Source organism: Vibrio sp. GLN_1 (genome assembly GCF_043106015.1).
Classification (GTDB): domain Bacteria; phylum Pseudomonadota; class Gammaproteobacteria; order Enterobacterales; family Vibrionaceae; genus Vibrio; species Vibrio parahaemolyticus.
The window spans coordinates 49,347-72,645 of sequence record NZ_JBICMD010000018.1; the positions used below are offsets into that span (position 1 = coordinate 49,347).

Consider the following 23,299-nt stretch of genomic DNA (forward strand, 5'->3'; position numbering starts at 1 on the left):
TCGATTTTGTATTATTCGTAAAAATCGCATTAATTTCATGAATCTTTCGATTATTTCTTAATGTAACAATTTGATACATTAACACCTGTTGTCAGCGAGTTGCATAGCAGCTTGATTTTCATCGATTTAACTCAATGACAACCGAAATAATAAGGAGAAAAACATGGAAAGCAGAAGCTTAGGACAAGGCTTAAAAGTAGAAGAACGACGTCAGTTGCTTCACCGCGGGATAAAAGCGGCATTGATTGGTGTGCCTTTATTGGCTGTAGGCTTAACGATCAACAGTTCGGTTTTGATGACAGATGCGGGCTATAGTTATGTGCATCAAAACAACATCACTGGTGAGTTGGATGTGTTTACTGAACCTGGTATTCATTTCCGGATGCCGTTTCTATCCAAAATCACTAAGTACGATCAAGTGATCACTGTGTCTTTTGGTAACAGCAAGGGTGAAGACTTTTACCAACGTCTTGATTCGGTTCAAGTTCGTTTCGCTGATACCTATATTGGCCAAATACCAGTGACGTTCCGCTTTAAATTGAGTAACGATCCAGAAGCTCTAAAAAAGATGCATCGTGAGTTTCGCAATAACAACAACTTGATCGACGCGCTGCTTGTGAAAAATGCGCGTAACGTGACAGTGATTACCGCCACGCAATACACCGGAGAGGAGTTTTTCCAAGGTGGTTTGAACCAGTTCAAATCGAAACTTGGCGATCAGTTGCGAGAGGGTATTTATCTTACAGAGCGACGTCAGGTTGAAGTGGAAGAACTGGACCTTGCGCCTGTTGGGGCGAATCAGGCTAACGCGAACCAATTGCAACGTACCAATCAGCTGGTTTGGAAAACCGTGCCAGTCGTAGACAAAACCGGGCAACCGATTCGTCAAGATAACCCGTTGCAACAATACGGTATTCAGGTAACGCAGGTGACCATTGGTGATCCACAACCAGAGAAACAGCTCGACCAATTGCTGGCGGATAAAAAGCGTTTAGTGGCGGATCGCATTCGTGCGATTCAGGAACAAGAAACGTCGAAAGCACAGGCAGAAACGGAGCAGCTACGGAAAGAAATTCAACGTACTCGTGAAGTGCAAGATGCACAGCGTCAGAAAGAGTTGGCGATTATTTCACAGCAAAAAGAGGTCGAGGTTGCGCGCCAAATCGCGGAACGTGAAATCGTCGAAGTGGAAAAAACCAAACGACTTGCAGAAGTTGAGAAAGAGAAAGAGTTGGCAATTGCCGAGGCTAACTTAGCGATTCAAAAAGCAAACGCACTTTCCGCAGAGTTTGAAGCGAAAGCGATATTAGCGAAAGGTCGCGCAGAATCTGAAGTTCTAAAAGGTAAGTATGCGGCGTTAGGAGCAAACCGTGAAGTTTACTTGGCGGAATTGAATCGAGACGTAGCGAACTCGTTGTACAACAACTTGCAAAACTTCCAAGTTCAGATGCCACAAAACTACATCGGTGGAAGTGACGAAACGGGCTTGAAAACGAACTTAGATGTGATTACTGGCTTTGGTGCTCTGGGTCTTATGGACCAAACAAAGAAGGTCACACAGCAATAAGATCATGGGTGGTCAAAAGCTTAAAAAGCAAAAAGAACATCGGTAACCCAAAGCAATAAAAAAGCTGGCATTGAGCCAGCTTTTTTTAGTTCAGTATCTTAAATCATGAAGATAAAGATAACTGCTAGTGCAGTGATTAAGCCTGCAAATGCGTAACATGCTACTTTACCAATCACACCAGTGTGGAATTTAAGGTCGTGCATGCCGTGGTGTACACGGTGCATTGCATGCCACATTGGCAATGCTAGTGTGCCAATGATGAATAGCGCACCGATGATGCTGGTTGCAAATGCAGAGACACGCTCGTAGCTCATCGCTTCTGCGTCAATCACGCCTAGTGGTACCAAGATACCTAGCACAAGAACAGTGATTGGCGTCAGCATCGCGAACCAAGTACCGCCCGCACCAAACAGGCCCCACCAGATTGGCTCATCAGAACGTTTTGGTGATGTGTTTACACTATAATTCGGTTTCATTGCTCAGCTCCTTACACCACGATGAGAACGATCAGTGAGATGAACGCAACAGCGGCCCACTGAGTCAATACGATGATTTTCTTGTCCACTGGTTTGCCTTTCAAACGAATTGGCATTACTTGTGGCATCATGCTGAAGAAAGTTTGAGCGTGAAATAGGCTACCTAGCAGTGCAACGATGTTGATTGCGACTACGATTGGGTTCGCCATGAACGCTAACCAACCTTGCCAAGCTTCAGGACCTTTCACCAAGCAACCTAAACCGAAAGTTAGGAACAGAGTGAATAGGATCAAAGGAAGCACAGTCGCTTCACGTAGCATGTAGAAGCGGTAGAAAGGATGGTTCTTCCACCAAGTGCGTTTTACTTCACGAACGTAAGGTTTACGGTTGCTCATCCTTATGCCTCCTGAGGTTTCAACATAGCAATCACGAAGTCCATAGAAGACTCCACTTTGCCTTGGTTTACTGCCGCTGCTGGGTCAACGTTCTTTGGACAAACTTCAGAACAGTAACCAACAAACGTACAACCCCAAGCGCCGTTTTCACCGTTGATAAGCTTCATGCGCTCATCTTTACCGTTGTCACGGCTGTCTAGGTTGTAGCGGTGCGCTAGCGTTAGTGCCGCAGGACCGATGAACTCTGGGTTTAGACCAAACTGAGGACATGCTGCGTAGCAAAGACCACAGTTGATACAGCCAGCGAACTGCTTGTATTTCGCCATCTGTTCTGGCGTTTGCAAGTTCGTACCGTCTTCTGGTTTACGGTCGTTACCAATGATGTATGGTTTGATTGCTTCAAGACGTTCGATAAACGGTGTCATATCAACAATCAAGTCTTTCTCGATTGGGAAGTTTGCTAGAGGCTCGATAGTCACGCCGTCTGGGTAGTCACGTAGGAAGCTCTTACAAGCAAGTTTCGGTACGTTGTTCACCATGATGCCGCAAGAACCACAGATCGCCATACGGCAAGACCAACGGTAAGACAGATCTTTGTCTAGGTGATCTTTGATGTAGCCAAGTGCGTCAAGCACAGACATGGTTTCATCGAATGGTACTTCGAATGTTTGCTTGTATGGTTCTGCATCTTTTTCTGGGTCGTAACGCAGGATGTCTACTTTTTGAATGCGATTTGCTGACATTATGCTTGCTCCTCTGCGTTCTTCTCTTCAGCCGCTGCTTTTTCTGCTGCTTCACCGTATAGACGAGCTTTTGGTTGTGACTTAGTGATGGTCACATTGCTGTAATCGATACTTGGTGCTGAATCTGGTTTGTAGAAAGCAAGTGAGTGTTTTAGGAAGTTCACGTCATCACGCTCTGTACAACCATCGTCTAGACGTTGGTGCGCGCCGCGAGATTCTTTACGTAGAATCGCAGAGTGAACCATCGCTTCTGCGACTTCTAGGCCGTAACCCACTTCGATTGCATATAGAAGGTCTGTGTTGAACACTTTACCTTTGTCTTTGATGCTGATGCGTTTGTAGCGTTCTTTCAACTCAGTGATTTTGTCGATAGTCGCTTGCATCAAATCTTCTTGGCGGTAGATACCACAGCCCGCTTCCATGGTGTGACCCATTTCTGTGCGGATCTCTGCCCAGTTTTCGTCGCCTTCTTGGTTCATCAGTTTCGCGATGCGTTCTTCAACGGCTTTTACTTGCGCGTCAATTGCCGCGTCGTTCCAGCCTTTGAATTCTGCCGCACGTTTCACTGCGTTTTCACCAGCTACGCGGCCAAATACCACGAATTCAGCCAGTGAGTTAGAACCTAGACGGTTTGCACCGTGAAGACCAACAGACGCACATTCACCAACCGCGAATAGGCCTTTAATGCGAGTTTCACAGCCGCCGTCCGTTTCAATACCACCCATGGTGTAGTGAACGGTTGGACGAATTGGAATTGGCTCTTTTGCAGGGTCTACGTTTACGTAAGCTTTTGCTAGCTCACAGATGAACGGTAGACGCTCTTGTAGGTACTCTTCACCAAGGTGGCGAAGGTCTAGGTGCACCACGTCACCCAGCGGGTGTTTGATGGTGTTGCCTTTCTGTTGTTCGTGCCAGAAAGCTTGAGAAACTTTGTCACGAGGACCCAGTTCCATGTATTTGTTCTTCGGTTGGCCAACTGGAGTTTCAGGGCCCATGCCGTAATCTTGTAGGTAACGGTAGCCGTTCTTGTTAACGATGATACCGCCTTCACCACGACAACCTTCCGTCATCAGGATACCTGTGCCAGGAAGACCTGTTGGGTGGTATTGAACGAATTCCATATCACGTAGAGGAACGCCGTGACGGTAAGCCATTGCCATACCATCGCCCGTTACGATACCGCCATTGGTGTTACAGTGGTAAACACGACCCGCGCCACCTGTTGCTAAAACAACAGATTTTGCTTTGATAGTAACAAGCTCGCCTTCAGACATGTGAATAGCAATCAGACCTTGAACTTCGCCTTCATCAACAAGCAGATCCAACACAAAGTACTCATCAAAACGTTTGATGTTGCTGTACTTCATTGATGTCTGGAATAGCGTATGAAGCATGTGGAAGCCAGTTTTGTCTGCAGCGAACCAAGTACGTTCAACCTTCATACCACCAAAGCGGCGTACGTTGACTTCACCGTTCTCTTTACGACTCCATGGGCAACCCCATTGCTCCATTTGGATCATTTCGCGAGTCGCGTTCTCTACAAAGTATTCAACAACATCCTGTTCACATAGCCAGTCACCACCGCCAACAGTATCGTTGAAGTGGTTGTCTAAGCTATCTTCATCCTTGATAACTGCTGCTGAGCCACCCTCTGCAGCGACCGTGTGGGAGCGCATTGGATAAACTTTAGAAATCAGAGCGACTTCTAAGTCAGGGTTTGCTTCAGCCGCTGCAATAGCAGTACGAAGACCAGCGCCGCCTGCGCCGATGACTGCGATATCTGTGGTGATAATTTGCACAGTTATCCTCCAGTGTGTGATTGCGGAAATCCGCTTGTTATTGTGATTGCGAGGCGCTCTTTTAAAAGAACTCCCCAAAAGTAGTAGGGTTAGTGTAGATGAGCCACATGGCAGAAAAATTGATGTAATTGGGTTTTTGCTTCGGTAATGCACTTAAGGGCATAGAATTTATAGGTTATGTGACTGCTATCACGGCACGAAACATTTGAAACTCAAACGTCATATCCATGAATGTTAAATGAGTGTTGCCCGACATTGCTGTCATTGATAACAGGTTTTATTTCGAATGTTTTTTGTACTGCAGCACGAGTAATGCTTGCTTCAAATTTAAACAATGTGGCGGGAAAATAGAGAAGGGAAATTCCCCTCTCGTCGAACCGTGAAAAGCATGTAGAATGGGGTTTTTACGCGCTAAATTAGAGTTTTGAGAGACTTATTATGCAAACCAACTGGCAACCTACCGCTTCCATTGAGCAACTTCGTCAACGTGCGACGTTAATCGCCGCCATTCGTCAATTCTTTGCCGAGCGACAGGTGATGGAAGTGGACACGCCAGCGATGAGCCACGCGACCGTGACTGACATTCATTTGCATACTTTCCAAACCGAGTTTGTTGGCCCTGGTTACGCTGATGGCAGTAAGCTGTTCTTTATGACCAGTCCAGAATTCCATATGAAGCGCCTTTTGGCAGCGGGCAGTGGTTGTATTTATCAAATCAATAAAGCGTTTCGTAACGAAGAAAATGGTCGATACCACAACCCCGAGTTTACGATGTTGGAGTGGTATCGCGTTGGCTTTGATCATCATAAATTGATGGATGAAATGGATGACCTGTTGCAGCTGGTATTGAAGTGTGGCGCAGCGCAGCGCATGACGTATCAGCAAGCCTTCATTGATGTGTTGGGTGTGTGTCCACTGGAAGGCTCGATGACTAAGCTGAAAGCGGCGGCAAGCAAGCTGGGTTTGAGTGACATTGCTGAGCCAGAAGAAGATCGCGATACGTTGCTGCAACTGTTATTTAGCGTGGGAGTAGAAAACAAAATTGGTCAGGATGTGCCGGCTTTTGTGTACGACTTCCCTGCGTCACAGGCGGCGCTCGCAAAAATCAATCCTCAAGATCATCGCGTCGCGGATCGTTTTGAAGTGTACTTTAAGGGGATAGAGCTGGCGAACGGATTCCATGAACTGGACAACCCGAAAGAGCAATTAGCGCGCTTTGAACAAGATAACGCAAAGCGTATCGAAATGGGTTTAAAACCGCAGCCGATCGATTATCATCTGATTTCTGCACTGGAAGCAGGGTTGCCAGACTGTGCAGGGGTCGCGCTGGGTATCGATCGTTTGATCATGCTGGCGCTAGGCTGTGACCACATTGATCAAGTCACGGCCTTTCCATTTCCAATCGCATAAGGATATCCAATGAACTTGACGGCTGCACGTTTCGTCATCTTGAGCTACGCCATATTGATCGCTTTTTTATCTCTGAGTTCAGGTGAACTACAAGACTGGGGCAATATCGCGTACCTCGACAAAATGCAGCACGCCATGGCGTACAGCGGCTTTGCGTTTTTAGGTTGTTTTTGCGTGTGGCGTTGGCGTCAACGTTGGGCGGTGGCGATGGGTATTTTGCTATTTAGCGCCGTCATTGAGTGGCTACAAGGCTATGTCGGCAGACAAACCTCTTGGTTAGACCTTGTCGCCAACTCGACAGGCATCTTAACTGGTCTGTTATGTTACCGTATTTGGAGCCTCTATCGACCTAGGTTGGTGAAGTCGCTATACTCGATTCGTTAATGAAGAGGGAATACGATAACAATGAAAACGCGCGACAAAATCGTCTACGCGGCACTGGAGTTGTTCAACCAACATGGTGAGCGCAACATCACCACCAATCACATTGCCGATCACATCGAAATTAGCCCTGGTAATCTGTATTACCACTTCCGCAATAAGCAAGAAATCGTTCGTGAGATCTTTGCGCTTTATTCAGCTGAACTTTTAGAAAGATTTACCCCTATTCAAGGCTCACAAGAGAGTCTGACTATGCTGAAGAGCTACCTAGACTCTATTTTTACCTTGATGTGGAAATACCGCTTTTTCTACGCAAACCTACCAGAAATCTTGTCACGAGATGAACAGCTGCACGAGCAGTACATCGATGTGCAAGAGAAGCTGCAAGCCAACCTCATTGCGATTATGCAGGAGTTTGTTTCTTTGAAGTTGCTGGATGTGAATGAACAGCAGTTGAAATCACTGGTGTGCACGCTGCATTTGATCGCTTGTAGTTGGTTAGCTTACCAATCTGCAATGGCATCGAAAACCAGCATTACCGAGCAAATGGTGAAGCAGGGGATGCTGCAGATGCTGAATGTTGTGAAACCTGTCGCGACTGAACAAGGTTTGGAGCAACTACAGCTATTGGAAGAAGCGGTCAGCACACTGCAGGGCTGATCGGTCACTTGCTTCAATATTTCGAGAGTCACTCTCATTTTCGAGTCGCGCCTTGAGTTGACTTGTCATACTTGCTACGCACAATAAGACGACTATCTCCCTCGATTAGTTCAAGGGATTGACTCTCGATAAAGGAACTATCGCTCAATGAATTACGACATCTTCAATGGTGATGCAGACGGCATCATCGCACTTCTACAACTGCGTTTGGCTGACCCTATCGATTCCCAATTAATTACTGGTGTAAAGCGCGATATTAAGCTGGTGGAAAAAGTGGACGTGCAAGCGGGTGATGAGCTGACTGTGTTAGACATTTCGATGGAAAAGAACATGGCTGGTTTAGAGCAAGCATTGGCTCAAGGCGCGCACGTGTTTTACGCCGATCACCACAAAGCTGGTGACATTCCTCAACACGGTAATTTGGACGCCCATATCGATCTTGACGCTAATATGTGTACCGCTTTGATTGTCGATAAGTTGCTGGAAGGACGCTTTCATACTTGGGCGATCACCGCTGCTTACGGTGATAACTTGATTGCTAAAGCGGATGCGCTGGCGGATCAAGCCGGACTTAATAACGAGCAAAAAGCGCAGTTAAAAGAGCTCGGTACATTAATCAACTACAACGGTTATGGCTCGAAAGTCGACGATCTTCATTTCCATCCTGCGGATTTATACCGAGCGTTGGTTCAATATATTTCGCCATTCGAAGTCATTGAAGATAAAGCCTCGCCTTACTATCAATTGCAATCAGCTTACCAACAAGACATGGATGCCGCGCAAGCGGTACCAGCCACACATGAAAGCGACACATTGAAGTTGTTTGAGCTACCAAACACGGCCGCATCACGTCGAATCAGCGGTGTGTATGGCAACTGGCTGGCAAACCAAAATCCAGACTCTGCGCATGCGGTACTCACAGAAAACGCAGATGCTACTTACACAGTTTCACTCCGTGCACCATTGAACAATAAACAAGGTGCTGTTGCCGTGTGTGGGCAGTTCCCGACAGGTGGTGGGCGAGAGGCGGCTGCGGGTATTAATGCCTTACGCAAAGAAGATGTGAATGCATTTATTGATGCGGTCGAAACGTACTACGCATAGCATTTTCCAAAATATGAATACAACAAAGGAGCCGAGTGGCTCCTTTGTTTTTACTACAAGTAAATCAGTTAGATAATCAGCGCTTTAACCAAGACTTCGGGTTCTGTGCTTCACTATTACGGCGGATTTCGAAATACAGTGATGGTCGGTCCTGCCCGCCTGTATCACCAGCGAGTGCTATCACTTCGCCTGCGGTGACTTTATCGCCTTCTTTTTTGGTTAACGCTTGATTGTAGCCGTAAAGCGTCATGTCACCTTTACCGTGATCAAGCAGCACCACTAAACCGTAACCTCTTAAATACTCTGCAAATACGACTGTGCCAGGGTAAACTGCTTTAACTTGTTGACCATAGTTAGCGGAAAGCACCATACCTTTCCAGTTTACTTGTCCGGTTTGACGCGTACCGAAGTTATGTAACACACTGCCTTTGAGTGGCCATGGTAGTTTGCCGCGCTGTTTGCCGAGCCCGTCCATTGGTACTGCATTTCGTTTGGCGGCTTTTGCAATCTCGGCTTTTAGACGGGTTTCATTGCGTTGTAGTTCAGCAAGGTAACGTTTGTCGTTTTTAATGCTGCTCTGAATTTTGTTCAGCGTTTGCTTACGATTCGACTGCGTACTGGCCAGTGCGGTACGCTTTTCTGATTGCTGCTTGAGCAGGGTTTCAATCTGCTCTTTCTCTAGCTCAAGTTGGTTTTTGTTGTGCGCCAACTCTTGAGTGGTTTTGGTGATAGCATCAATCACTTCGGCACGAGCCTTGGCTAAGTGCTGAAAGTATTGGCTAATGCGGTCTTCTTCTACGCCTTGATTCAATAAGTGCCCATTCGCTTTCGCTCGCTCGGTCACGTAATACGTTTGCAGCAACTGCTTGAGCTCTTCCTCTTGTGCTTGGCGCTGGGCTTCTTGCAAGGAGATTTTCTCTTCCAGTTTATTGATGTTCTTGTCTGCTTGAGCAAGGTCGGCTTTGGTTTGCTTGATTTCTCGCTCCAGCTTAGAAATGCCAAGCTCTTGGTCTTTGAGCGATTTTTGCAGCTCGTTAAGCTGTTTCTCTTGCGAGGTTAACGCCTTCTTTTGGCGATTGATTTCGCTGGAAACGCCTTTGAGCTCTTGCTGACTTGCGGCGAAAGAAGAGAGGGGATAGGTGGCAGATAAAGCACAAGTTAATAAAATAGCCGAGCGGAGCACTGGGTGATTTTGTTTTCGCACTTGAGAGTTACCTACCACATTATTGTCAAAGGATCAGAAGACGGTTAAATGCCATCTCCATGGATAAAGCTTTGTGATTTACCGTTAAAGCCTTGGTCCATATCGAGAGACGGTTTGTCTGTTTTTGGTCGACCGACGATTTTCGCGGGTACGCCTGCTACGGTCGTGTGCGGTGGCACCGCTTGCAATACTACGGAGCAAGAGCCGATTTTCGCCCCTTCGCCCACTTCGATATTACCAAGAATTTTGGCACCTGCACCAATCATCACGCCTTCACGGATTTTCGGGTGACGATCGCCGCACTCTTTACCTGTACCACCTAGGGTGACGTCTTGCAGGATCGACACATCGTTATCAACCACCGCTGTTTCACCAATCACGATGCCCGTCGCATGGTCGAGCATGATGCCGCTACCAATACGTGCTGCTGGATGAATGTCTACCTGACACGCCACAGAAATTTGGTTTTGCAAATACGTCGCAAGGGCATGACGGCCTTGTTTCCACAACCAGTTTGCCACACGATAGCCTTGCAGCGCGTGGTAACCTTTCAAATACAATAATGGCATTGAGTACATGGAAACAGCAGGGTCGCGGTTGACCGTCGCACAAATGTCACACGCAGCAAAATCCGTGATGGTAGGGTCTGCGGCAAATGCCTCTTCGACCACTTCACGAACGGCCATTGCTGGCATCGACGCCGTGTTTAATTTGTTGGCCAAAATGTAACTCAGTGCCGCACACAAACTTTCATGCTTGATGATGGTTGCGTGGTAAAAGCTCGCCAACATAGGCTCTTGCTCTGACATTTCACGGGCTTCTGAGACAATTTTGTTCCAGACTTTTTGTTTTTCGCAGTGTTTCATTCTCAATATCCTGAGTGGTTCTTCCGTGACCCGACAACTTCTATTCTTCTCAGATGAGGTGCGAAGGTGCGTAGAGTGCTACTTTCCTTCGGCTTTTTTGTCACGAGCAAGTAAATCTTGCGCTGCCAGGCGTGCATCTTTTCCTTGATACAATACTTGATAAATTTGGTCAACAATCGGCATCTCAACGCCCATGCGTTGGGAGAGCATCCATACTTCTTTCGTGTTGCGGTAGCCTTCTACGACTTGACCAATTTCTTCTTGTGCCGTGTCAACGTCTTTACCTTGACCGAGAGCTAAACCAAAGCGGCGGTTACGTGACTGGTTGTCAGTACACGTAAGAACCAAGTCACCTAAACCAGCCATACCCATAAAGGTTTCTGGTTTGGCACCAAGTGCAGCGCCAAGGCGGCTCATTTCAGCCAAGCCACGGGTAATCAACGCAGTACGTGCGTTTGCACCAAAACCGATGCCGTCTGACATACCTGCGCCAATTGCGATAACGTTTTTCACTGCACCGCCAAGTTGCATGCCGATGAAGTCGTTGTTCGCGTACACGCGGAAGGTTTTGCTACAGTGGATTTTCTCTTGCAGATCCGCCACGAATTCCGCATCTGGAGAGGCAACGGAAATCGCAGTTGGTAGACCCATCGCGAGCTCTTTCGCGAACGTTGGACCAGATAGAACGGCCAGCGAGTAGTTCTCACCGATGATGTCGTACGCGACGTCTTTGAGTAGTCGGCCAGTTTCAGGTTCAAGACCTTTGGTTGCCCAACAGATACGCGAATCTTCGCGCAGGAACGGTTTGCAGCTATTAAGCACGATGCCAAAGACATGGCTTGGAACCACAACTAACAAGTCACGGCTTGCTTGAACGGCTTTTTCTAAATCCGATTCAATAATCAAGCTTTCTGGGAAATCAACACCTGGTAAAAATGCGTGGTTCGCGCGATCCGCCTCTAAGCGAGCCATGTGCTCAGGCTCGTGTCCCCAAAGGACAACGTTCGCACCATTGCGCGCGAGGGAGATCGCTAGAGAAGTACCGTATGAGCCTGCGCCAATTACAGTCATTGCGATGTCTTTACCGTAAGCATTGTTTGTATTTGCTTGTGTCATGCTACCGCCTAATTGTCTTTCTACTAGTAGAATCTAGTTCATAATCACCAGATTTTACGCTCTCTAGGGATTAGGAACTAGGAACTTTTGTCAGAAATAAAAAATGCACATTGCATCGGATGGTAGACGCTATGTGCATTTTCTTCGAGTCGGTGACGAAAGCGCTTATGGCTGTTCGTCACTTACAAAACGTGAATTACGCTTGAGCTTCGCCTTGTTGAGCTTGCTGTTGTAGGTAGTTCATGAATAGCGCGTCGAAGTTAACTGGCGCTAGGTTCAGTTGAGGGAACGTACCTTTAACAACTAGGCTTGAGATAGTTTCACGAGCGTAAGGGAATAGGATGTTCGGGCAGAATGCACCTAGGCAATGTGCTAGTTGACCAGCTTCCATTTGCTCAGCAGTGAAGATACCACCTTGTTGAACTTCACATAGGAACGCAGTTTCTTCTTCGTTCTTCACCGTCACAGTTAGACGTAGAACTACTTCGTAAACGCCTTCACCAAGCTCACGGCTTTGAGTGTCTAGGTCTAGTTTAACGTCTGGGTTCCATTCTTTTTGGAAGATTACTGGAGAGTTTGGCGCTTCGAAAGAAACGTCTTTTAGGAAGATGCGTTGAATTGCGAAGTTTTGTTGTGCTTCTTGAGGTGCTGCTTCAGCCATTTTTAAATCCTTAATAAACATTTGTTGAGTCTAGAAACGCCTAAACTCAGAAATTTGGTTTGTCCTGAGACTAACTGAGCAAATGTACCTTGACTAGATGAAGCGTGTATTACGTGCAAAGCGTCACAACTTAGGGCTTCAACTGCTTTCTATTTGCTCAGTTTTATATCCACGAGGCTTGGCAAAATCGCGTTTAAATGCGTACCTTAGTTTTTGCCACGTTCCTACTTTTTACCACGAACTAAAGGTAGGTTTGCTTCGTTCCATGCAATCAAACCATTCTTAAGTAGGCTAACTTTTTCAAAGCCCGCTTTTACTAGAAGGTTCGCGCTTTCTTGAGCGGTTTGACCCGTCTTGCATACAACAATGATTGGGTCTGATTTATGGTTTTCAAGGCTACCCAAGTTACCAGCTTTGATGTCTGAAGGTAAAATGTGAAGTGAGTCGGTGATATGACCTTTTTTGAACTCATCTTTTGTGCGGATATCCACAACAACGCCGTTTTCACGGTTCATTAAATGAGTCAGTTGGTTTACGTTGATTTCTTTGTATGCTGCTGTCGCTGACTTCACGATGTTCATGATAAATGCGACAAGAAGACCTACCCAAACCAAAGATAGAATCATGTTCTGTTGGAAAAATTCAATGTACTCTTGCATGTCTTGAGCTCTTACGCTGTTGGCGGAAAAATAAAGCAGGAGTATAGCGGGGTTAAGCCTCTTAGGCGAGAGGGTTAAAATTTTCTAACGAATAATTGAGATCTCTATAAACTCGCTACGTCCTTGTTATCGCATCTCTTCTCCTATCCTTATTCATCACTTTTTCCTATCGAAGTAATCGGTCTAAGTGACTTCTGTTTTGCCAAGAAAAGAGAACAATAGAACCTATCCTCAGCCAGTTATGTTGAGCGCTCTAAAAGAAGACCGTTTTGACAGTTTTGTGGCAACGTTGAGAGGCGTGCCATCGAATGTGGGCTTGGGTGTACAAAGCGTATTGGGAATGACTATGCTTGTGGAACACGTTTGTTGGTGACGCTTGGTTGCTCGCTAACTTGTAAGATAGCAACATTAAATCGCAAACATTATTTGATCTTAACCTACAGTTTTGGTTAAAAAGTGTAGTAAAATTACGCTAGTTTTGTTTCAAGGTTAGATAGGGCAGCGAAGCCCTACGCCAAAAGTTACTTAAATTTGATGAGGTCATCACTATGTCAGCTAAGAAGCCACTGGCTCTAGTTATCCTTGACGGTTACGGTTACCGTGAAGACACAGCAAGTAACGCAATTGCGAATGCGAAAACACCAGTAATGGATGCTCTGATTGCGAACAACCCACATACTCTAATCTCTGCTTCAGGCATGGATGTTGGCCTTCCTGATGGTCAAATGGGTAACTCAGAAGTTGGTCACACTAACATTGGCGCAGGTCGCGTTGTATACCAAGATCTAACTCGTATCACTAAATCAATTGCTGATGGTGAGTTCGAACAAACGCCTGCTCTAGTGGAAGCTATCGACGCTGCAGTGAAAGCAGAAAAAGCAGTACACATCATGGGTCTTATGTCTCCAGGTGGCGTACACTCTCACGAAGATCACATCTACGCAGCGGTTGAAATGGCGGCAGCTCGTGGCGCTGAGAAAATCTACCTACACTGTTTCCTAGACGGTCGTGACACTCCACCACGCAGTGCAGAAAACTCACTACAACGTTTCCAAGATCTATTCGCGAAACTAGGTAAAGGCCGCGTTGCTTCTCTAGTTGGTCGTTACTACGCAATGGACCGTGACAACAACTGGGAACGTGTTCAAGTTGCATACGATCTACTAACCCAAGCTAAAGCTGAATTCACAGCAGAAACGGCTGTTGCTGGTCTTGAAGCGGCTTACGCTCGTGACGAAAACGACGAGTTCGTGAAAGCAACGGCGATTAAAGCAGAAGGTCAAGAAGACGCAATCATGCAAGACGGTGATGCGGTTATCTTCATGAACTACCGTGCTGACCGTGCACGTCAAATCACACGTGCATTCGTTCCTGGTTTTGACGGTTTTGAGCGCGCAGTATTCCCAGCAATCAACTTCGTGATGCTGACTCAATACGCGGCAGATATCCCTCTAGCAACAGCATTCCCACCAGCGTCTCTAGAAAACACGTACGGTGAATGGCTATCTAAGCAAGGTCAAACTCAGCTACGTATCTCTGAAACAGAGAAATACGCGCACGTTACTTTCTTCTTCAACGGTGGTGTTGAGAACGAATTTGAAGGCGAAGAGCGTCAATTGGTTGCTTCTCCAAAAGTAGCAACTTACGACCTACAACCAGAAATGAGCTCTCCAGAGCTAACTGAGAAATTGGTTGCGGCTATCAAGTCTGGTAAGTACGACACAATCATCTGTAACTACCCTAACGCAGATATGGTTGGTCACACTGGTGTTTACGAAGCAGCTGAAAAAGCGATCGAAGCACTAGACGAAAGCGTAGGCAAAGTGGTTGAAGCAATCAAAGAAGTTGGCGGTCAGCTACTGATCACTGCGGACCACGGTAACGCAGAAATGATGATCGACCCTGAAACTGGCGGCGTTCACACTGCACACACTAACCTACCAGTGCCTCTAATCTACGTCGGTGACAAAGCAGTTGAGTTCAAAGAAGGCGGTAAACTGTCTGACCTTGCACCAACAATGCTTTCTCTAGCGGGTCTAGAAATCCCTGCTGAAATGTCTGGTGATGTGCTAGTTAAGTAATTAACTGACGACTCAGAATGACAAAAGCCCGAGTATAAACTCGGGCTTTTTTGTGTCTGGTAATAAGGACTGGTTTGTAAGATTACTGAACCAAAATCCCCGCACCAATCACCGCTAGAGCCGCACCAAACCAAGCAAATCGGTTTGGTCGGCGTTTAGTGTAAACCCAGAGCAGCGGTAGCAACATGATTGGCGTGGTTGAAGATAGCAGAGCAACCATGCCTACGTTCCCTTCGCGCAGCGCGTAAAGAATTAACGTCATTCCTACGGCCATTGCGAGAAAGCCATTCAACGCCGTAATGCCAAAAACACGCCAAGTAATACGTTGGGTGGAGCGAGCAACTTTTACACCAACGATAAGTAACAAGCAGTGCGCAACGAACGCGCTGATCATTCGAATTGCCGATGCAGCGATTGGGTCGACACTGGTTTGCATGACCGGTTTGGCAATAATGCCACCGAGCGCCTGACATATTGCAGCGGTAAGGCCGAGTGAGACTCCAACCCAAATGTTGCCTTTGATTTCCTCGAGCACATTGTTAGTTTGTCCGCGTCGGCCAAAGAATATCGCCATCACCACACCGCTAAACACCAGTGCAGAACCAAGCAGTTCAATGGCCGTCATGCTTTCGCTAAACAGGAAATAACCTAAGATGGTGGAAAACACGGCATGGCAGGAAAACAACAGGCCCGCTTGCCTTGGCCCCATGCGATTCAAACAAGCAAACAGTGCGGTGTCGCCAATGAAGATCCCTATCAATCCTGATGCCATCATCGGCGTAATGTGTTCCCAAGACACACTTAGCCAACCGCCGGTTATCCACGCCATGGTCGACAAAATCACGGCTGTGCAGCCCATCCGCCAACGACTGTAAGAAAAGGCACCCAGATGCTGCGCAGGAATAACCGAAATCAGGCTGGAAACCGCCCATAAAAAGGCAGCGCACAGAGCAAGCCATTCGTAACCCATGATTGATAGACGTCCTTGTTGAATAGGGTTGAGGGCTTTTAATATGCATGAAATGCCACGAGCAATGCCATCATTTTTTTATTTATTATTGGGAAGTTAAAGGGCTAGATAACATCAATAAAAAAGCAGCTCTGGGAGCTGCTTTTTCGGGGCGGTTTACACTTTAAAGCGACTGATGTTTTCTCGCATGGTGTTCGCTGTGTTGAACATTCTGCGTGCGCCTTCACTGCTTTTCAGTGATTGCTCAGCAATGACATCTGCATCGTCTTTGATACCTTGAGTATTGCGGCTGATGTCTTCACTTACCGCTCGCTGCTCTTCTGCTGCGCTCGCAATCTGCATCGCCATATCATTAATCTCAGTGATAGAGTTGGTGATGCTGGTTAGACTGTCGTGCGCTTGCTGTGCGTAATCCACGCTGGTATCTGCCAAGCTAGTGCTGGCTTGCATGCTGTTTACGGCAAGCTTGGTATTGCTTTGCAGCGTTTCAATCATGGTACGGATTTCTTCTGTTGAGCCATGAGTGCGTTGGCTAAGTACACGTACTTCATCCGCTACCACGGCAAATCCGCGTCCTTGTTCACCCGCGCGTGCTGCTTCGATGGCCGCATTGAGAGCGAGCAGGTTGGTTTGCTCAGCAATGCCTTGAATCGTAGACAGGATTTGGTTGATGCTTTGGGTGTTCGCTTCCAGTTCAGAAATCACATTTGCCGCATCACTCACTTGCTCAGCAAGCGACACAATCGCTTCTCGGTTTTTCTGAATAACGCTTTGACCTTCCACACAGGCAGATGCGGAGTTTTGGGATGCACTTGCGGTCAATTCTGCATGACTTGCGACTTCTGCAGCGGTTGCCGACATTTCATGAATGGCCGTAGCAATTTGGTTTACGTCATTTTGTTGGTGCTCAACGCGTCCTGCCGCCATGGCTGAGAGTTCATTCGCCTGTTGTGCTTGTTCTGACAACTGCTGACTGTTTTCGACGATGTTTTTTAGCATTGATTGCATCTGAGCAAGGAACTGGTTGACGTGCGTGGCCAGTTCACCAATTTCATCCATGCGTTCAATCTCGATGCGCTGCGTCAAATCACCTTCACCTTGTGACAGTTCAGAGAGTGCATCCGACAAAGTTTGCAGTGGACGTAGTAGGCGAGTGATCACGTAAGTGCTGATGGCAGCGATGATCAAATACATCACGATTGAAGCAATGGCAGTAAAGGTCACTTGCTCCGAAACGGATGCAAAAGCCATTTGTTTGTCTTGCACAACGCCCAGAGACCAATCGGTGTTAGGGACTTGAGCAACATAAATCAGTTGGCCGCCTTGTTTTGGCCACGTGATTGTTTCTAGCTTCGCGTGTTGTGCCAAGTTGGCCATTTTATCGCGAGTCAGTTCTGGATTTAACGTGGTGAGCGGTTTCTGGCTGAGCTTTTCATCTTTATAAGCGACGAGATTATTGTTGCCATCCACCAAAAACGCGAAGCCGTTGTTATCCAGTTGGATATTCAATACTTCGTTGATGATGTCTGTGACGGCCAAGTCAGCGGCCAATACGCCTTGTTTGTTTTGGTTAAACGCTTTGGCAAAGCTGACCACAATACTGCCATCAAAATCTTGGTATGGCTCGGTAATGATCAGCCCAGATTGTGCCATCGCGTCTTGATACCAAGGGCGAGTTCGAGGATCGTAATCGGATGGCCATGATTCGCTTTTATCGCCGTAGGCAATAGCGCCGTCAGAGAACCCTGCGTAAACAGAGAGAAATTTCCCCGCGCGTTTGGTCAGCAATAACTCGCGATCTGCATCATCAGAACCTGCGATGATTTGTTCGTTAGCCAACATCATATCGCTACGAATTGAGAGCCAATCGCTGATATAACGGTTAGTCGACTCAGAAATATTCTGTATTTCTCGATTGAGTGTGGATGTGGTTTCTTCGTGAAGTTGATTAACGGAAACCCAAGCTTGAACGCCACTTACGATGGCGATAATGACTGCGATAGCAATCTGGATTTTTAACTTAATGGTATTTCTCATTGTCTAACCTTTATAAACAGACAAAAAGATCAGTGTCACAACGTGTGACTCCAGAGGGTTTAGACGATTCAAGCACAGAGCGTTACATGAAAGGCTTTAGTGAATTTATCGACAGTTAGTGATGAAACTTGAGGCACATGGTGTGATTTTTATTCAGCAATGCACTGTTAAATCTCTATTCATCATGGTGTGCAAAGGGGAACGAAGTCGAGGTAATGGGAATGAAGGGGCTCTGTGAAGGCGTAACCCCTCACAGAGCCAGAACGTTAGAAGAGAATCAACACAGCGCCGTAAACTATAAACAGACCAATTAAGCCAATGATGAGTCCGACTTTCGCCATGTCTTTGCTTTCTATCAGGCCCGTTGAATACGCTAATGAGTTTGGTGGGGTGGAGACAGGTAAAATCATGCCCAGTGAAGCCGAGAATGCGACCACAACCAGTAAGCCTTGTAAGCCACCGACAGCGGCCAAACTCGGCATGGAAACCCCGATAGCTGCGGCAATTGGCATCAACAAGTTCGCGGTCGCGGTGTTCGACATAAAATTGGCCATCAACCAACATACGATGGAGAGTGCGACCACCACCGCAAATGGAGACAGCGCCTCATAATCAATTGCGTGGGCGAGCGCTTCTGCCAAGCCCGTTTTATCGAGTGCAATGCCAATCGCAATACCACCGGCAACCAACCACAATACGTCCCAGTTGATCAGTTTGAGCTCTTCTTTGCCCATGATGCCCGTTAAGGTAAAGACTGCCAGAGGAATAATCGCGACGACGTACGTATTCATGCCATGAGCTTTGGTGGTCATCCACAAGACGATGGTGAGGGCGAAGGTCACGTAAACCACCATTGCGCGCCAGCTCTTTTTGAAAGTGCCATCCAACTTGAGTTTCATTTCTGGCTCGCTCGATGGGAACAGCTTTTGCAGTAAGAACCAAGCGATGGTCAATTGCACTAAGACAAAAGGTAAGCCCATCATCATCCATGAGAGGAAGTCGATGGTGTTTTCTCCAGTGAGATATTGCAGTGCGATGGCGTTCGGTGGCGTACCTATTGGCGTAGCAATACCACCTGTATTGGCGGCTATTGGAATACACAAAACCAGTGCTTTAATGCCTAAGTCACCTTTCGGTGCTGACGCCACAATAGGGCCAAGTAGCGCTAACATCATGACCGTTGTTGCGGTATTGGACATGAACATGGAAAACACCGCGGTGATCAACATCAGTCCGAGCATGATGAATTTGGGCTGGTTGCCAAATGGTTTAAGCAACACGCGAGCGAGGTTGTTGTCGAGCTCATACTTAGAGGCGGCAATCGCTAATGCGAAGCCGCCCATAAAAAGAATAATGATTGGTGACGAAAAGGCAGAGAAGATATCAGTGTAGTTGATCAGCTCACCAAGATCGTGCCCTGGTGGTGGATTGCGAAACAGATGCAAGCCTTTGTCGGAAATCATGATCAGTTCGAGAGCGATAATAAGAATGGACGTAGCAAAAACGGGAACCGGCTCAAGAACCCAAAGTAGGGCAGCAAGAAGAAAAATGGCCAACAAGCGATGCTGAATTAAAGTGAGATCATCAATGGGAATAGCATCAATCGGCATCATCAAAACACCGAGCGGAATTAAAAAACACACCAGCAATTTAGCCAGCGTGCTGACATTCATCTTTGGCATTGGTAGCCCCTCTAAATATTCATCCTAAGCGCAGGATAAATGATTGTGGATTTAGGGTCTTAGAGGCAGGTATGAGTTTGGAGAAGAGAGTCTAAATTTCGAACAGAATTTTGCTTTTCATCAATAAAAAAAGAGCCCTTGATAAAGGGCTCTTTTAACTGAATTTCGCTTATTTTTTCAGGGCGTAAGGTGTGCCCATTACGGTTGGTTGGCCGTTTTCCATGCTTACGTCAAACTCAATCGCGTCTTTCGCAAACAGGTTGATCACAGTCGAACCCAGTTTGAAGCGACCCATTTCTTCGCCTTTTTTCAGGATAACGGCTTTGTCACCTTCTGCTGGGTAATCCCATTTGTAGACCGTGTTACCGCGAGGTGGCGTGATGGTGCCTGCCCAAACTTGCTCGATACTGCCTACGATGGTTGCACCAACCAGAACTTGTGCCATTGGGCCAAATTCGGTATCGAAGATACATACCACTCGTTCATTACGTGCAAATAGGTTCGGTACGTTTTCTGCTGTCAGAGGGTTTACTGAGAACAGATCACCAGGAACGTAAATCATTTGGCGTAATGTGCCGTCACATGGCATGTGTACACGGTGGTAATCGCGAGGCGATAGGTATAGCGTTGCGAATGAACCGTCTTTGAATTCTTCTGCGAGTTTCTCATCACCACCAAGCAGCTCTTGCGCCGAGTAGTTGTGGCCTTTTGCTTGAATCAGTTGACCATCTTCAATCGGGCCAAATTGGCTAACACAAGCATCTGCTGGGTGCGTAATGATCTCATCACCTTCAGTGATTGGGCGTGCGCCTTCCTTGAGCTCACGAACAAAAAACTCGTTGAACGTTTTGAAATGCTTAGGATCAGAGTGCTTTGCCTCGTCCATATTCACATTGTACTGTTTGATAAACCAGCGAATGACCGCGGTGGTTAGACTACCAGCTTTGGCTGATGCCAGTTTGCCCATTAGGCGAGTTAGGCCATGTTGTGGGATCCAGTACTGCAGTCCAACTTTAATCTTGTCCATCTTTAATTCCGATACTTCTGTCTGTTCTGTTAGATTCGCGCTTTGGGCGCGTGATGTTACTGAACTTTAATGTGCTTGTCAGTATTCGGTGAAGAATTCTTACACAGTCGCTCAGACAATCTGGTTACAGATCGGCCTTCTTGTTGCGTGAGTATTGGCGGTTTGCCTTGTTCTCCATCATGCTTTCTAGAATGCGATGGTAGTTCTCAAAACGAACCTCACTCACTTCACCTTTCTCAACGGCTTCACGCAGAATACAGCCAGGGTCGTCGTTGTGTTTACAGTCTCGGAATTTACAGCCACCAAGGTATGGACGGAACTCAACGAACGCTTTGGTGACTTCTTCAGCCTCTAAGTGCCAAAGACCAAATTCGCGAACCCCTGGTGAGTCAATAAGATCGCCGCCAGTTGGAATATGGTAAAGGCGTGCTGCTGTCGTGGTGTGTTGACCTAAGCCAGAGTTTTCAGAAATTGCGCCTTCTTCCACTTCTTGTTCTAGTTCAGGCATTAATGCATTAACCAAACTCGATTTACCTACGCCAGATTGACCAACAAAGATGTTGATACGATCGCGTAACTGCACTTCTAAATCACTAATGCCTTCACCAGAATTTTTACTCACGAACAGCACTTTATAACCAATTCGCTCGTATTCTTTGAGCCACTCTTCGTACATTGCACGGTCATCTGCCTCAAGCAAATCAACCTTGTTGAGCACCAACAATGGTGCGATGTTGAGTGTCTCTGCGGCCACTAAATAACGGTCGATAATGTTCAGTGATAGCTCAGGCAATACAGACGAGACAATCACCATCTGATCGATGTTTGCCGCAACTGGTTTGAGGCCGTCGTAGTAGTCTGGGCGAGTCAGCATCGATGTACGAGGCTCTACGGCTTCCACAACACCTGAGATGCCTGCCATTGATTCAAGACCTTCACGCCAGAGCACTCGGTCACCGGAAACCAGAGACTCAATGCCACGACGTAGGTTACAGCGTTGAACCTCGCCAGTTTCTAAATCTTCGATGTCAGCGTGCTGGCCAAAGCGAGTAATCACTAGACCCTGTTTACTTGCGCCAAGCATGTTCTCATCCCATTGGATGGACTCTTCTTGCTTTTTTAGGCGTTTTTGTTGGTTGCTGCGTACGCGGCGCACCTGACCTTTGGTTAACTTTTTCTTCTTTGCCACAATGTTTTACTTAGTGAGTTAACTCAAGCGATTGAGCTCGTTCTCGGCTCAAGTTCGCGAGTATCGTGTTTCAAGTATTTTCAGGTATAGTACCTCTTTTATCGATAAACAAATAGGCGGCGTAACCATGTCCTTTAGCGATCAAAACCTAATTTGGGTGGATTTAGAGATGACAGGGCTTGATCCTGAAACGCACAAAATCATCGAAATTGCTTCTATCGTCACGGATAGCGAACTGAATATTTTAGCTGAAGGGCCAGTGCTTGCCGTGCATCAGCCAGAAGAAGAGCTAGCCAAAATGGACGATTGGTGCACCAACACGCACACGGCTAGCGGTTTGGTTGAGCGCGTTCGGAACAGCAAAATCTCTGAGCAAGATGCCGTAGCACAGACCATCGAATTTTTAGAAAAATGGGTACCAAAAGGCGTATCGCCAATCTGCGGTAACAGCATCGGTCAGGACCGTCGTTTCTTGTACAAGCATATGCCTGAACTGGAAGAGTACTTCCACTACCGTTACTTAGATGTGAGTACACTAAAAGAGCTAACTCGTCGTTGGAAGCCAGAGGTGCTGGACGGTTTCTCTAAACAGGGCACACATTTAGCGTTGGACGACATCCGTGAATCTATTGCGGAGTTAAAGTACTACCGCGAAACGATCTTTACGATCTAACTGTTAAGGCTGCGATCTAAATTGTTGTCATTCTTGATTGTTTTGCTTGCTTTTTCGTCGTTCAGTAAAAAATTAAAGTTTTTTTGAACGAAGGACTTGCATCACAAAAAAATGCTCTTATAATTCGCAGCCCTGAACAGCGGAAACGTTGTTGATGCGACACTAGCTCAGTTGGTAGAGCGCAACCTTGCCAAGGTTGAGGTCACGAGTTCGAACCTCGTGTGTCGCTCCAAATTTTTATTATTGCATTAAGCAATGATACATGGACGCGGGATGGAGCAGCTTGGTAGCTCGTCGGGCTCATAACCCGAAGGTCGTCGGTTCAAATCCGGCTCCCGCAACCAATTCTCTTCTTGAGAACATGCGACACTAGCTCAGTTGGTAGAGCGCAACCTTGCCAAGGTTGAGGTCACGAGTTCGAACCTCGTGTGTCGCTCCAATTTGATAGCTCTCATTGTGCTTAACAATGAAATACGGACGCGGGGTGGAGCAGCTTGGTAGCTCGTCGGGCTCATAACCCGAAGGTCGTCGGTTCAAATCCGGCCCCCGCAACCAAATTTAATCAATAGCGTTTGCTGTTGATATGCGACACTAGCTCA

21 protein-coding genes and 4 tRNA genes are annotated in these 23,299 nt (G+C 46.8%); 11 read left to right on the forward strand and 14 right to left on the reverse strand.

What is annotated here, in order from left to right; genetic code table 11:
• The first annotated feature begins 163 nt into the window (after positions 1-163).
• A complete protein-coding gene (locus ACF8OV_RS11035) occupies positions 164-1,567 on the forward strand; it encodes an SPFH domain-containing protein (protein ID WP_005456928.1) in 1,404 nt (467 codons plus the stop codon).
• Positions 1,568-1,665: 98 nt separating this feature from the next.
• On the opposite strand, the gene frdD is transcribed toward ACF8OV_RS11035, so the two are convergent.
• From frdD to frdA, 4 genes are read right to left on the reverse strand one after another with little or no spacing between them, the layout of a single operon-like run.
• Positions 1,666-2,043 (reverse strand): fumarate reductase subunit FrdD, encoded by a 378-nt coding sequence (gene frdD, locus ACF8OV_RS11040; RefSeq protein WP_005456924.1) that lies wholly within the window; start codon positions 2,041-2,043, stop codon positions 1,666-1,668.
• Positions 2,044-2,054: 11 nt separating this feature from the next.
• The gene (frdC, locus tag ACF8OV_RS11045) at positions 2,055-2,438 is read right to left on the reverse strand and encodes a fumarate reductase subunit FrdC (protein WP_005381491.1); all 384 of its coding nucleotides are present in this window, start codon (positions 2,436-2,438) and stop codon (positions 2,055-2,057) included.
• A gap of 2 nt (positions 2,439-2,440) precedes the next feature.
• Positions 2,441-3,181, reverse strand: coding sequence for a succinate dehydrogenase/fumarate reductase iron-sulfur subunit (locus ACF8OV_RS11050; protein ID WP_005456956.1), 741 nt, complete (start codon positions 3,179-3,181; stop codon positions 2,441-2,443).
• Positions 3,181-4,980, reverse strand: a complete 1,800-nt coding sequence (frdA, locus tag ACF8OV_RS11055; protein ID WP_005496469.1) for a fumarate reductase (quinol) flavoprotein subunit — start codon at positions 4,978-4,980, stop codon at positions 3,181-3,183. The genes ACF8OV_RS11050 and frdA overlap by 1 nt, the downstream gene beginning before the upstream one ends.
• A gap of 438 nt (positions 4,981-5,418) precedes the next feature.
• Here frdA and epmA point away from each other — a divergent pair, with 438 nt between their 5' ends.
• From epmA to ACF8OV_RS11075, 4 genes are all read left to right on the forward strand, one after another.
• The gene (gene epmA / locus ACF8OV_RS11060; RefSeq protein ID WP_203505007.1) at positions 5,419-6,390 is read left to right on the forward strand and encodes an elongation factor P--(R)-beta-lysine ligase; all 972 of its coding nucleotides are present in this window, start codon (positions 5,419-5,421) and stop codon (positions 6,388-6,390) included.
• 9 nt (positions 6,391-6,399) lie between these two features.
• Entirely contained in the window at positions 6,400-6,774 is a 375-nt protein-coding gene (locus ACF8OV_RS11065; protein ID WP_005456934.1) for a VanZ family protein, read from the forward strand.
• Between the two features lie 21 nt (positions 6,775-6,795).
• The gene (locus tag ACF8OV_RS11070; protein WP_005456944.1) at positions 6,796-7,431 is read left to right on the forward strand and encodes a TetR/AcrR family transcriptional regulator; all 636 of its coding nucleotides are present in this window, start codon (positions 6,796-6,798) and stop codon (positions 7,429-7,431) included.
• Positions 7,432-7,578: 147 nt separating this feature from the next.
• The gene (locus ACF8OV_RS11075) at positions 7,579-8,535 is read left to right on the forward strand and encodes a hypothetical protein (RefSeq protein ID WP_025537098.1); all 957 of its coding nucleotides are present in this window, start codon (positions 7,579-7,581) and stop codon (positions 8,533-8,535) included.
• A 76-nt stretch (positions 8,536-8,611) separates the two neighbouring features.
• Here the strand turns inward: ACF8OV_RS11075 and ACF8OV_RS11080 are convergent, their stop codons facing one another.
• The 5 genes from ACF8OV_RS11080 to ACF8OV_RS11100 form a co-directional block, all read right to left on the reverse strand.
• Positions 8,612-9,757, reverse strand: a complete 1,146-nt coding sequence (locus ACF8OV_RS11080; RefSeq protein WP_005456946.1) for a murein hydrolase activator EnvC — start codon at positions 9,755-9,757, stop codon at positions 8,612-8,614.
• 26 nt (positions 9,758-9,783) lie between these two features.
• Complete coding sequence (cysE, locus tag ACF8OV_RS11085) at positions 9,784-10,605, reverse strand: serine O-acetyltransferase (RefSeq protein WP_005496472.1); 822 nt, start codon at positions 10,603-10,605, stop codon at positions 9,784-9,786.
• A 78-nt stretch (positions 10,606-10,683) separates the two neighbouring features.
• Positions 10,684-11,721 carry an NAD(P)H-dependent glycerol-3-phosphate dehydrogenase gene (gpsA, locus tag ACF8OV_RS11090; RefSeq protein WP_005496473.1) on the reverse strand — a complete coding sequence of 346 codons (1,038 nt, stop codon included), beginning with the start codon at positions 11,719-11,721 and terminating at the stop codon, positions 10,684-10,686.
• Between the two features lie 196 nt (positions 11,722-11,917).
• Positions 11,918-12,382 (reverse strand): protein-export chaperone SecB, encoded by a 465-nt coding sequence (gene secB / locus ACF8OV_RS11095; RefSeq protein ID WP_005456911.1) that lies wholly within the window; start codon positions 12,380-12,382, stop codon positions 11,918-11,920.
• Positions 12,383-12,606: 224 nt separating this feature from the next.
• Entirely contained in the window at positions 12,607-13,041 is a 435-nt protein-coding gene (locus ACF8OV_RS11100; RefSeq protein ID WP_005381472.1) for a rhodanese-like domain-containing protein, read from the reverse strand.
• Positions 13,042-13,589: 548 nt separating this feature from the next.
• Here ACF8OV_RS11100 and gpmM point away from each other — a divergent pair.
• Positions 13,590-15,122, forward strand: coding sequence for a 2,3-bisphosphoglycerate-independent phosphoglycerate mutase (gpmM, locus tag ACF8OV_RS11105; RefSeq protein WP_005456931.1), 1,533 nt, complete (start codon positions 13,590-13,592; stop codon positions 15,120-15,122).
• Between the two features lie 82 nt (positions 15,123-15,204).
• Here gpmM and ACF8OV_RS11110 read toward each other — a convergent pair whose 3' ends face one another.
• The 5 genes from ACF8OV_RS11110 to rsgA form a co-directional block, all read right to left on the reverse strand.
• Positions 15,205-16,092, reverse strand: coding sequence for a DMT family transporter (locus tag ACF8OV_RS11110; RefSeq protein ID WP_140087983.1), 888 nt, complete (start codon positions 16,090-16,092; stop codon positions 15,205-15,207).
• Positions 16,093-16,248: 156 nt separating this feature from the next.
• Positions 16,249-18,129 carry a methyl-accepting chemotaxis protein gene (locus ACF8OV_RS11115; protein WP_203505009.1) on the reverse strand — a complete coding sequence of 627 codons (1,881 nt, stop codon included), beginning with the start codon at positions 18,127-18,129 and terminating at the stop codon, positions 16,249-16,251.
• Between the two features lie 266 nt (positions 18,130-18,395).
• Positions 18,396-19,811 (reverse strand): DASS family sodium-coupled anion symporter, encoded by a 1,416-nt coding sequence (locus ACF8OV_RS11120; RefSeq protein WP_015297419.1) that lies wholly within the window; start codon positions 19,809-19,811, stop codon positions 18,396-18,398.
• 169 nt (positions 19,812-19,980) lie between these two features.
• Positions 19,981-20,838 (reverse strand): archaetidylserine decarboxylase, encoded by an 858-nt coding sequence (gene asd / locus ACF8OV_RS11125; RefSeq protein ID WP_005496488.1) that lies wholly within the window; start codon positions 20,836-20,838, stop codon positions 19,981-19,983.
• A 124-nt stretch (positions 20,839-20,962) separates the two neighbouring features.
• Complete coding sequence (rsgA, locus tag ACF8OV_RS11130) at positions 20,963-22,027, reverse strand: small ribosomal subunit biogenesis GTPase RsgA (RefSeq protein WP_015297418.1); 1,065 nt, start codon at positions 22,025-22,027, stop codon at positions 20,963-20,965.
• A gap of 127 nt (positions 22,028-22,154) precedes the next feature.
• Here rsgA and orn point away from each other — a divergent pair, with 127 nt between their 5' ends.
• The 5 genes from orn to ACF8OV_RS11155 all read left to right on the forward strand — a co-directional run bounded on the left by orn (position 22,155) and on the right by ACF8OV_RS11155 (position 23,255).
• Complete coding sequence (gene orn, locus ACF8OV_RS11135; protein ID WP_021454005.1) at positions 22,155-22,700, forward strand: oligoribonuclease; 546 nt, start codon at positions 22,155-22,157, stop codon at positions 22,698-22,700.
• Positions 22,701-22,856: 156 nt separating this feature from the next.
• Positions 22,857-22,932: transfer RNA gene (locus ACF8OV_RS11140), tRNA-Gly, on the forward strand.
• 35 nt (positions 22,933-22,967) lie between these two features.
• A tRNA-Met gene (locus tag ACF8OV_RS11145) sits at positions 22,968-23,044 on the forward strand.
• Between the two features lie 19 nt (positions 23,045-23,063).
• Positions 23,064-23,139, forward strand: a tRNA-Gly gene (locus ACF8OV_RS11150).
• Between the two features lie 39 nt (positions 23,140-23,178).
• Positions 23,179-23,255: transfer RNA gene (locus ACF8OV_RS11155), tRNA-Met, on the forward strand.
• Positions 23,256-23,299 lie beyond the last annotated feature (44 nt).

Bases quoted from the DNA above. Each gene is read 5' to 3' on its own strand.
- ACF8OV_RS11035 (WP_005456928.1), top strand. From the start codon at position 164: ATGGAAAGCAGAAGCTTAGGACAAGGCTTAAAAGTAGAAGAACGACGT.
- frdD (WP_005456924.1), bottom strand. From the start codon at position 2,043: ATGAAACCGAATTATAGTGTAAACACATCACCAAAACGTTCTGATGAG.
- frdC (WP_005381491.1), bottom strand. From the start codon at position 2,438: ATGAGCAACCGTAAACCTTACGTTCGTGAAGTAAAACGCACTTGGTGG.
- ACF8OV_RS11050 (WP_005456956.1), bottom strand. From the start codon at position 3,181: ATGTCAGCAAATCGCATTCAAAAAGTAGACATCCTGCGTTACGACCCA.
- epmA (WP_203505007.1), top strand. From the start codon at position 5,419: ATGCAAACCAACTGGCAACCTACCGCTTCCATTGAGCAACTTCGTCAA.
- ACF8OV_RS11065 (WP_005456934.1), top strand. From the start codon at position 6,400: ATGAACTTGACGGCTGCACGTTTCGTCATCTTGAGCTACGCCATATTG.
- ACF8OV_RS11070 (WP_005456944.1), top strand. From the start codon at position 6,796: ATGAAAACGCGCGACAAAATCGTCTACGCGGCACTGGAGTTGTTCAAC.
- ACF8OV_RS11075 (WP_025537098.1), top strand. From the start codon at position 7,579: ATGAATTACGACATCTTCAATGGTGATGCAGACGGCATCATCGCACTT.
- cysE (WP_005496472.1), bottom strand. From the start codon at position 10,605: ATGAAACACTGCGAAAAACAAAAAGTCTGGAACAAAATTGTCTCAGAA.
- gpsA (WP_005496473.1), bottom strand. From the start codon at position 11,721: ATGACACAAGCAAATACAAACAATGCTTACGGTAAAGACATCGCAATG.
- secB (WP_005456911.1), bottom strand. From the start codon at position 12,382: ATGGCTGAAGCAGCACCTCAAGAAGCACAACAAAACTTCGCAATTCAA.
- ACF8OV_RS11100 (WP_005381472.1), bottom strand. From the start codon at position 13,041: ATGCAAGAGTACATTGAATTTTTCCAACAGAACATGATTCTATCTTTG.
- gpmM (WP_005456931.1), top strand. From the start codon at position 13,590: ATGTCAGCTAAGAAGCCACTGGCTCTAGTTATCCTTGACGGTTACGGT.
- ACF8OV_RS11110 (WP_140087983.1), bottom strand. From the start codon at position 16,092: ATGGGTTACGAATGGCTTGCTCTGTGCGCTGCCTTTTTATGGGCGGTT.
- ACF8OV_RS11115 (WP_203505009.1), bottom strand. From the start codon at position 18,129: ATGAGAAATACCATTAAGTTAAAAATCCAGATTGCTATCGCAGTCATT.
- ACF8OV_RS11120 (WP_015297419.1), bottom strand. From the start codon at position 19,811: ATGCCAAAGATGAATGTCAGCACGCTGGCTAAATTGCTGGTGTGTTTT.
- asd (WP_005496488.1), bottom strand. From the start codon at position 20,838: ATGGACAAGATTAAAGTTGGACTGCAGTACTGGATCCCACAACATGGC.
- orn (WP_021454005.1), top strand. From the start codon at position 22,155: ATGTCCTTTAGCGATCAAAACCTAATTTGGGTGGATTTAGAGATGACA.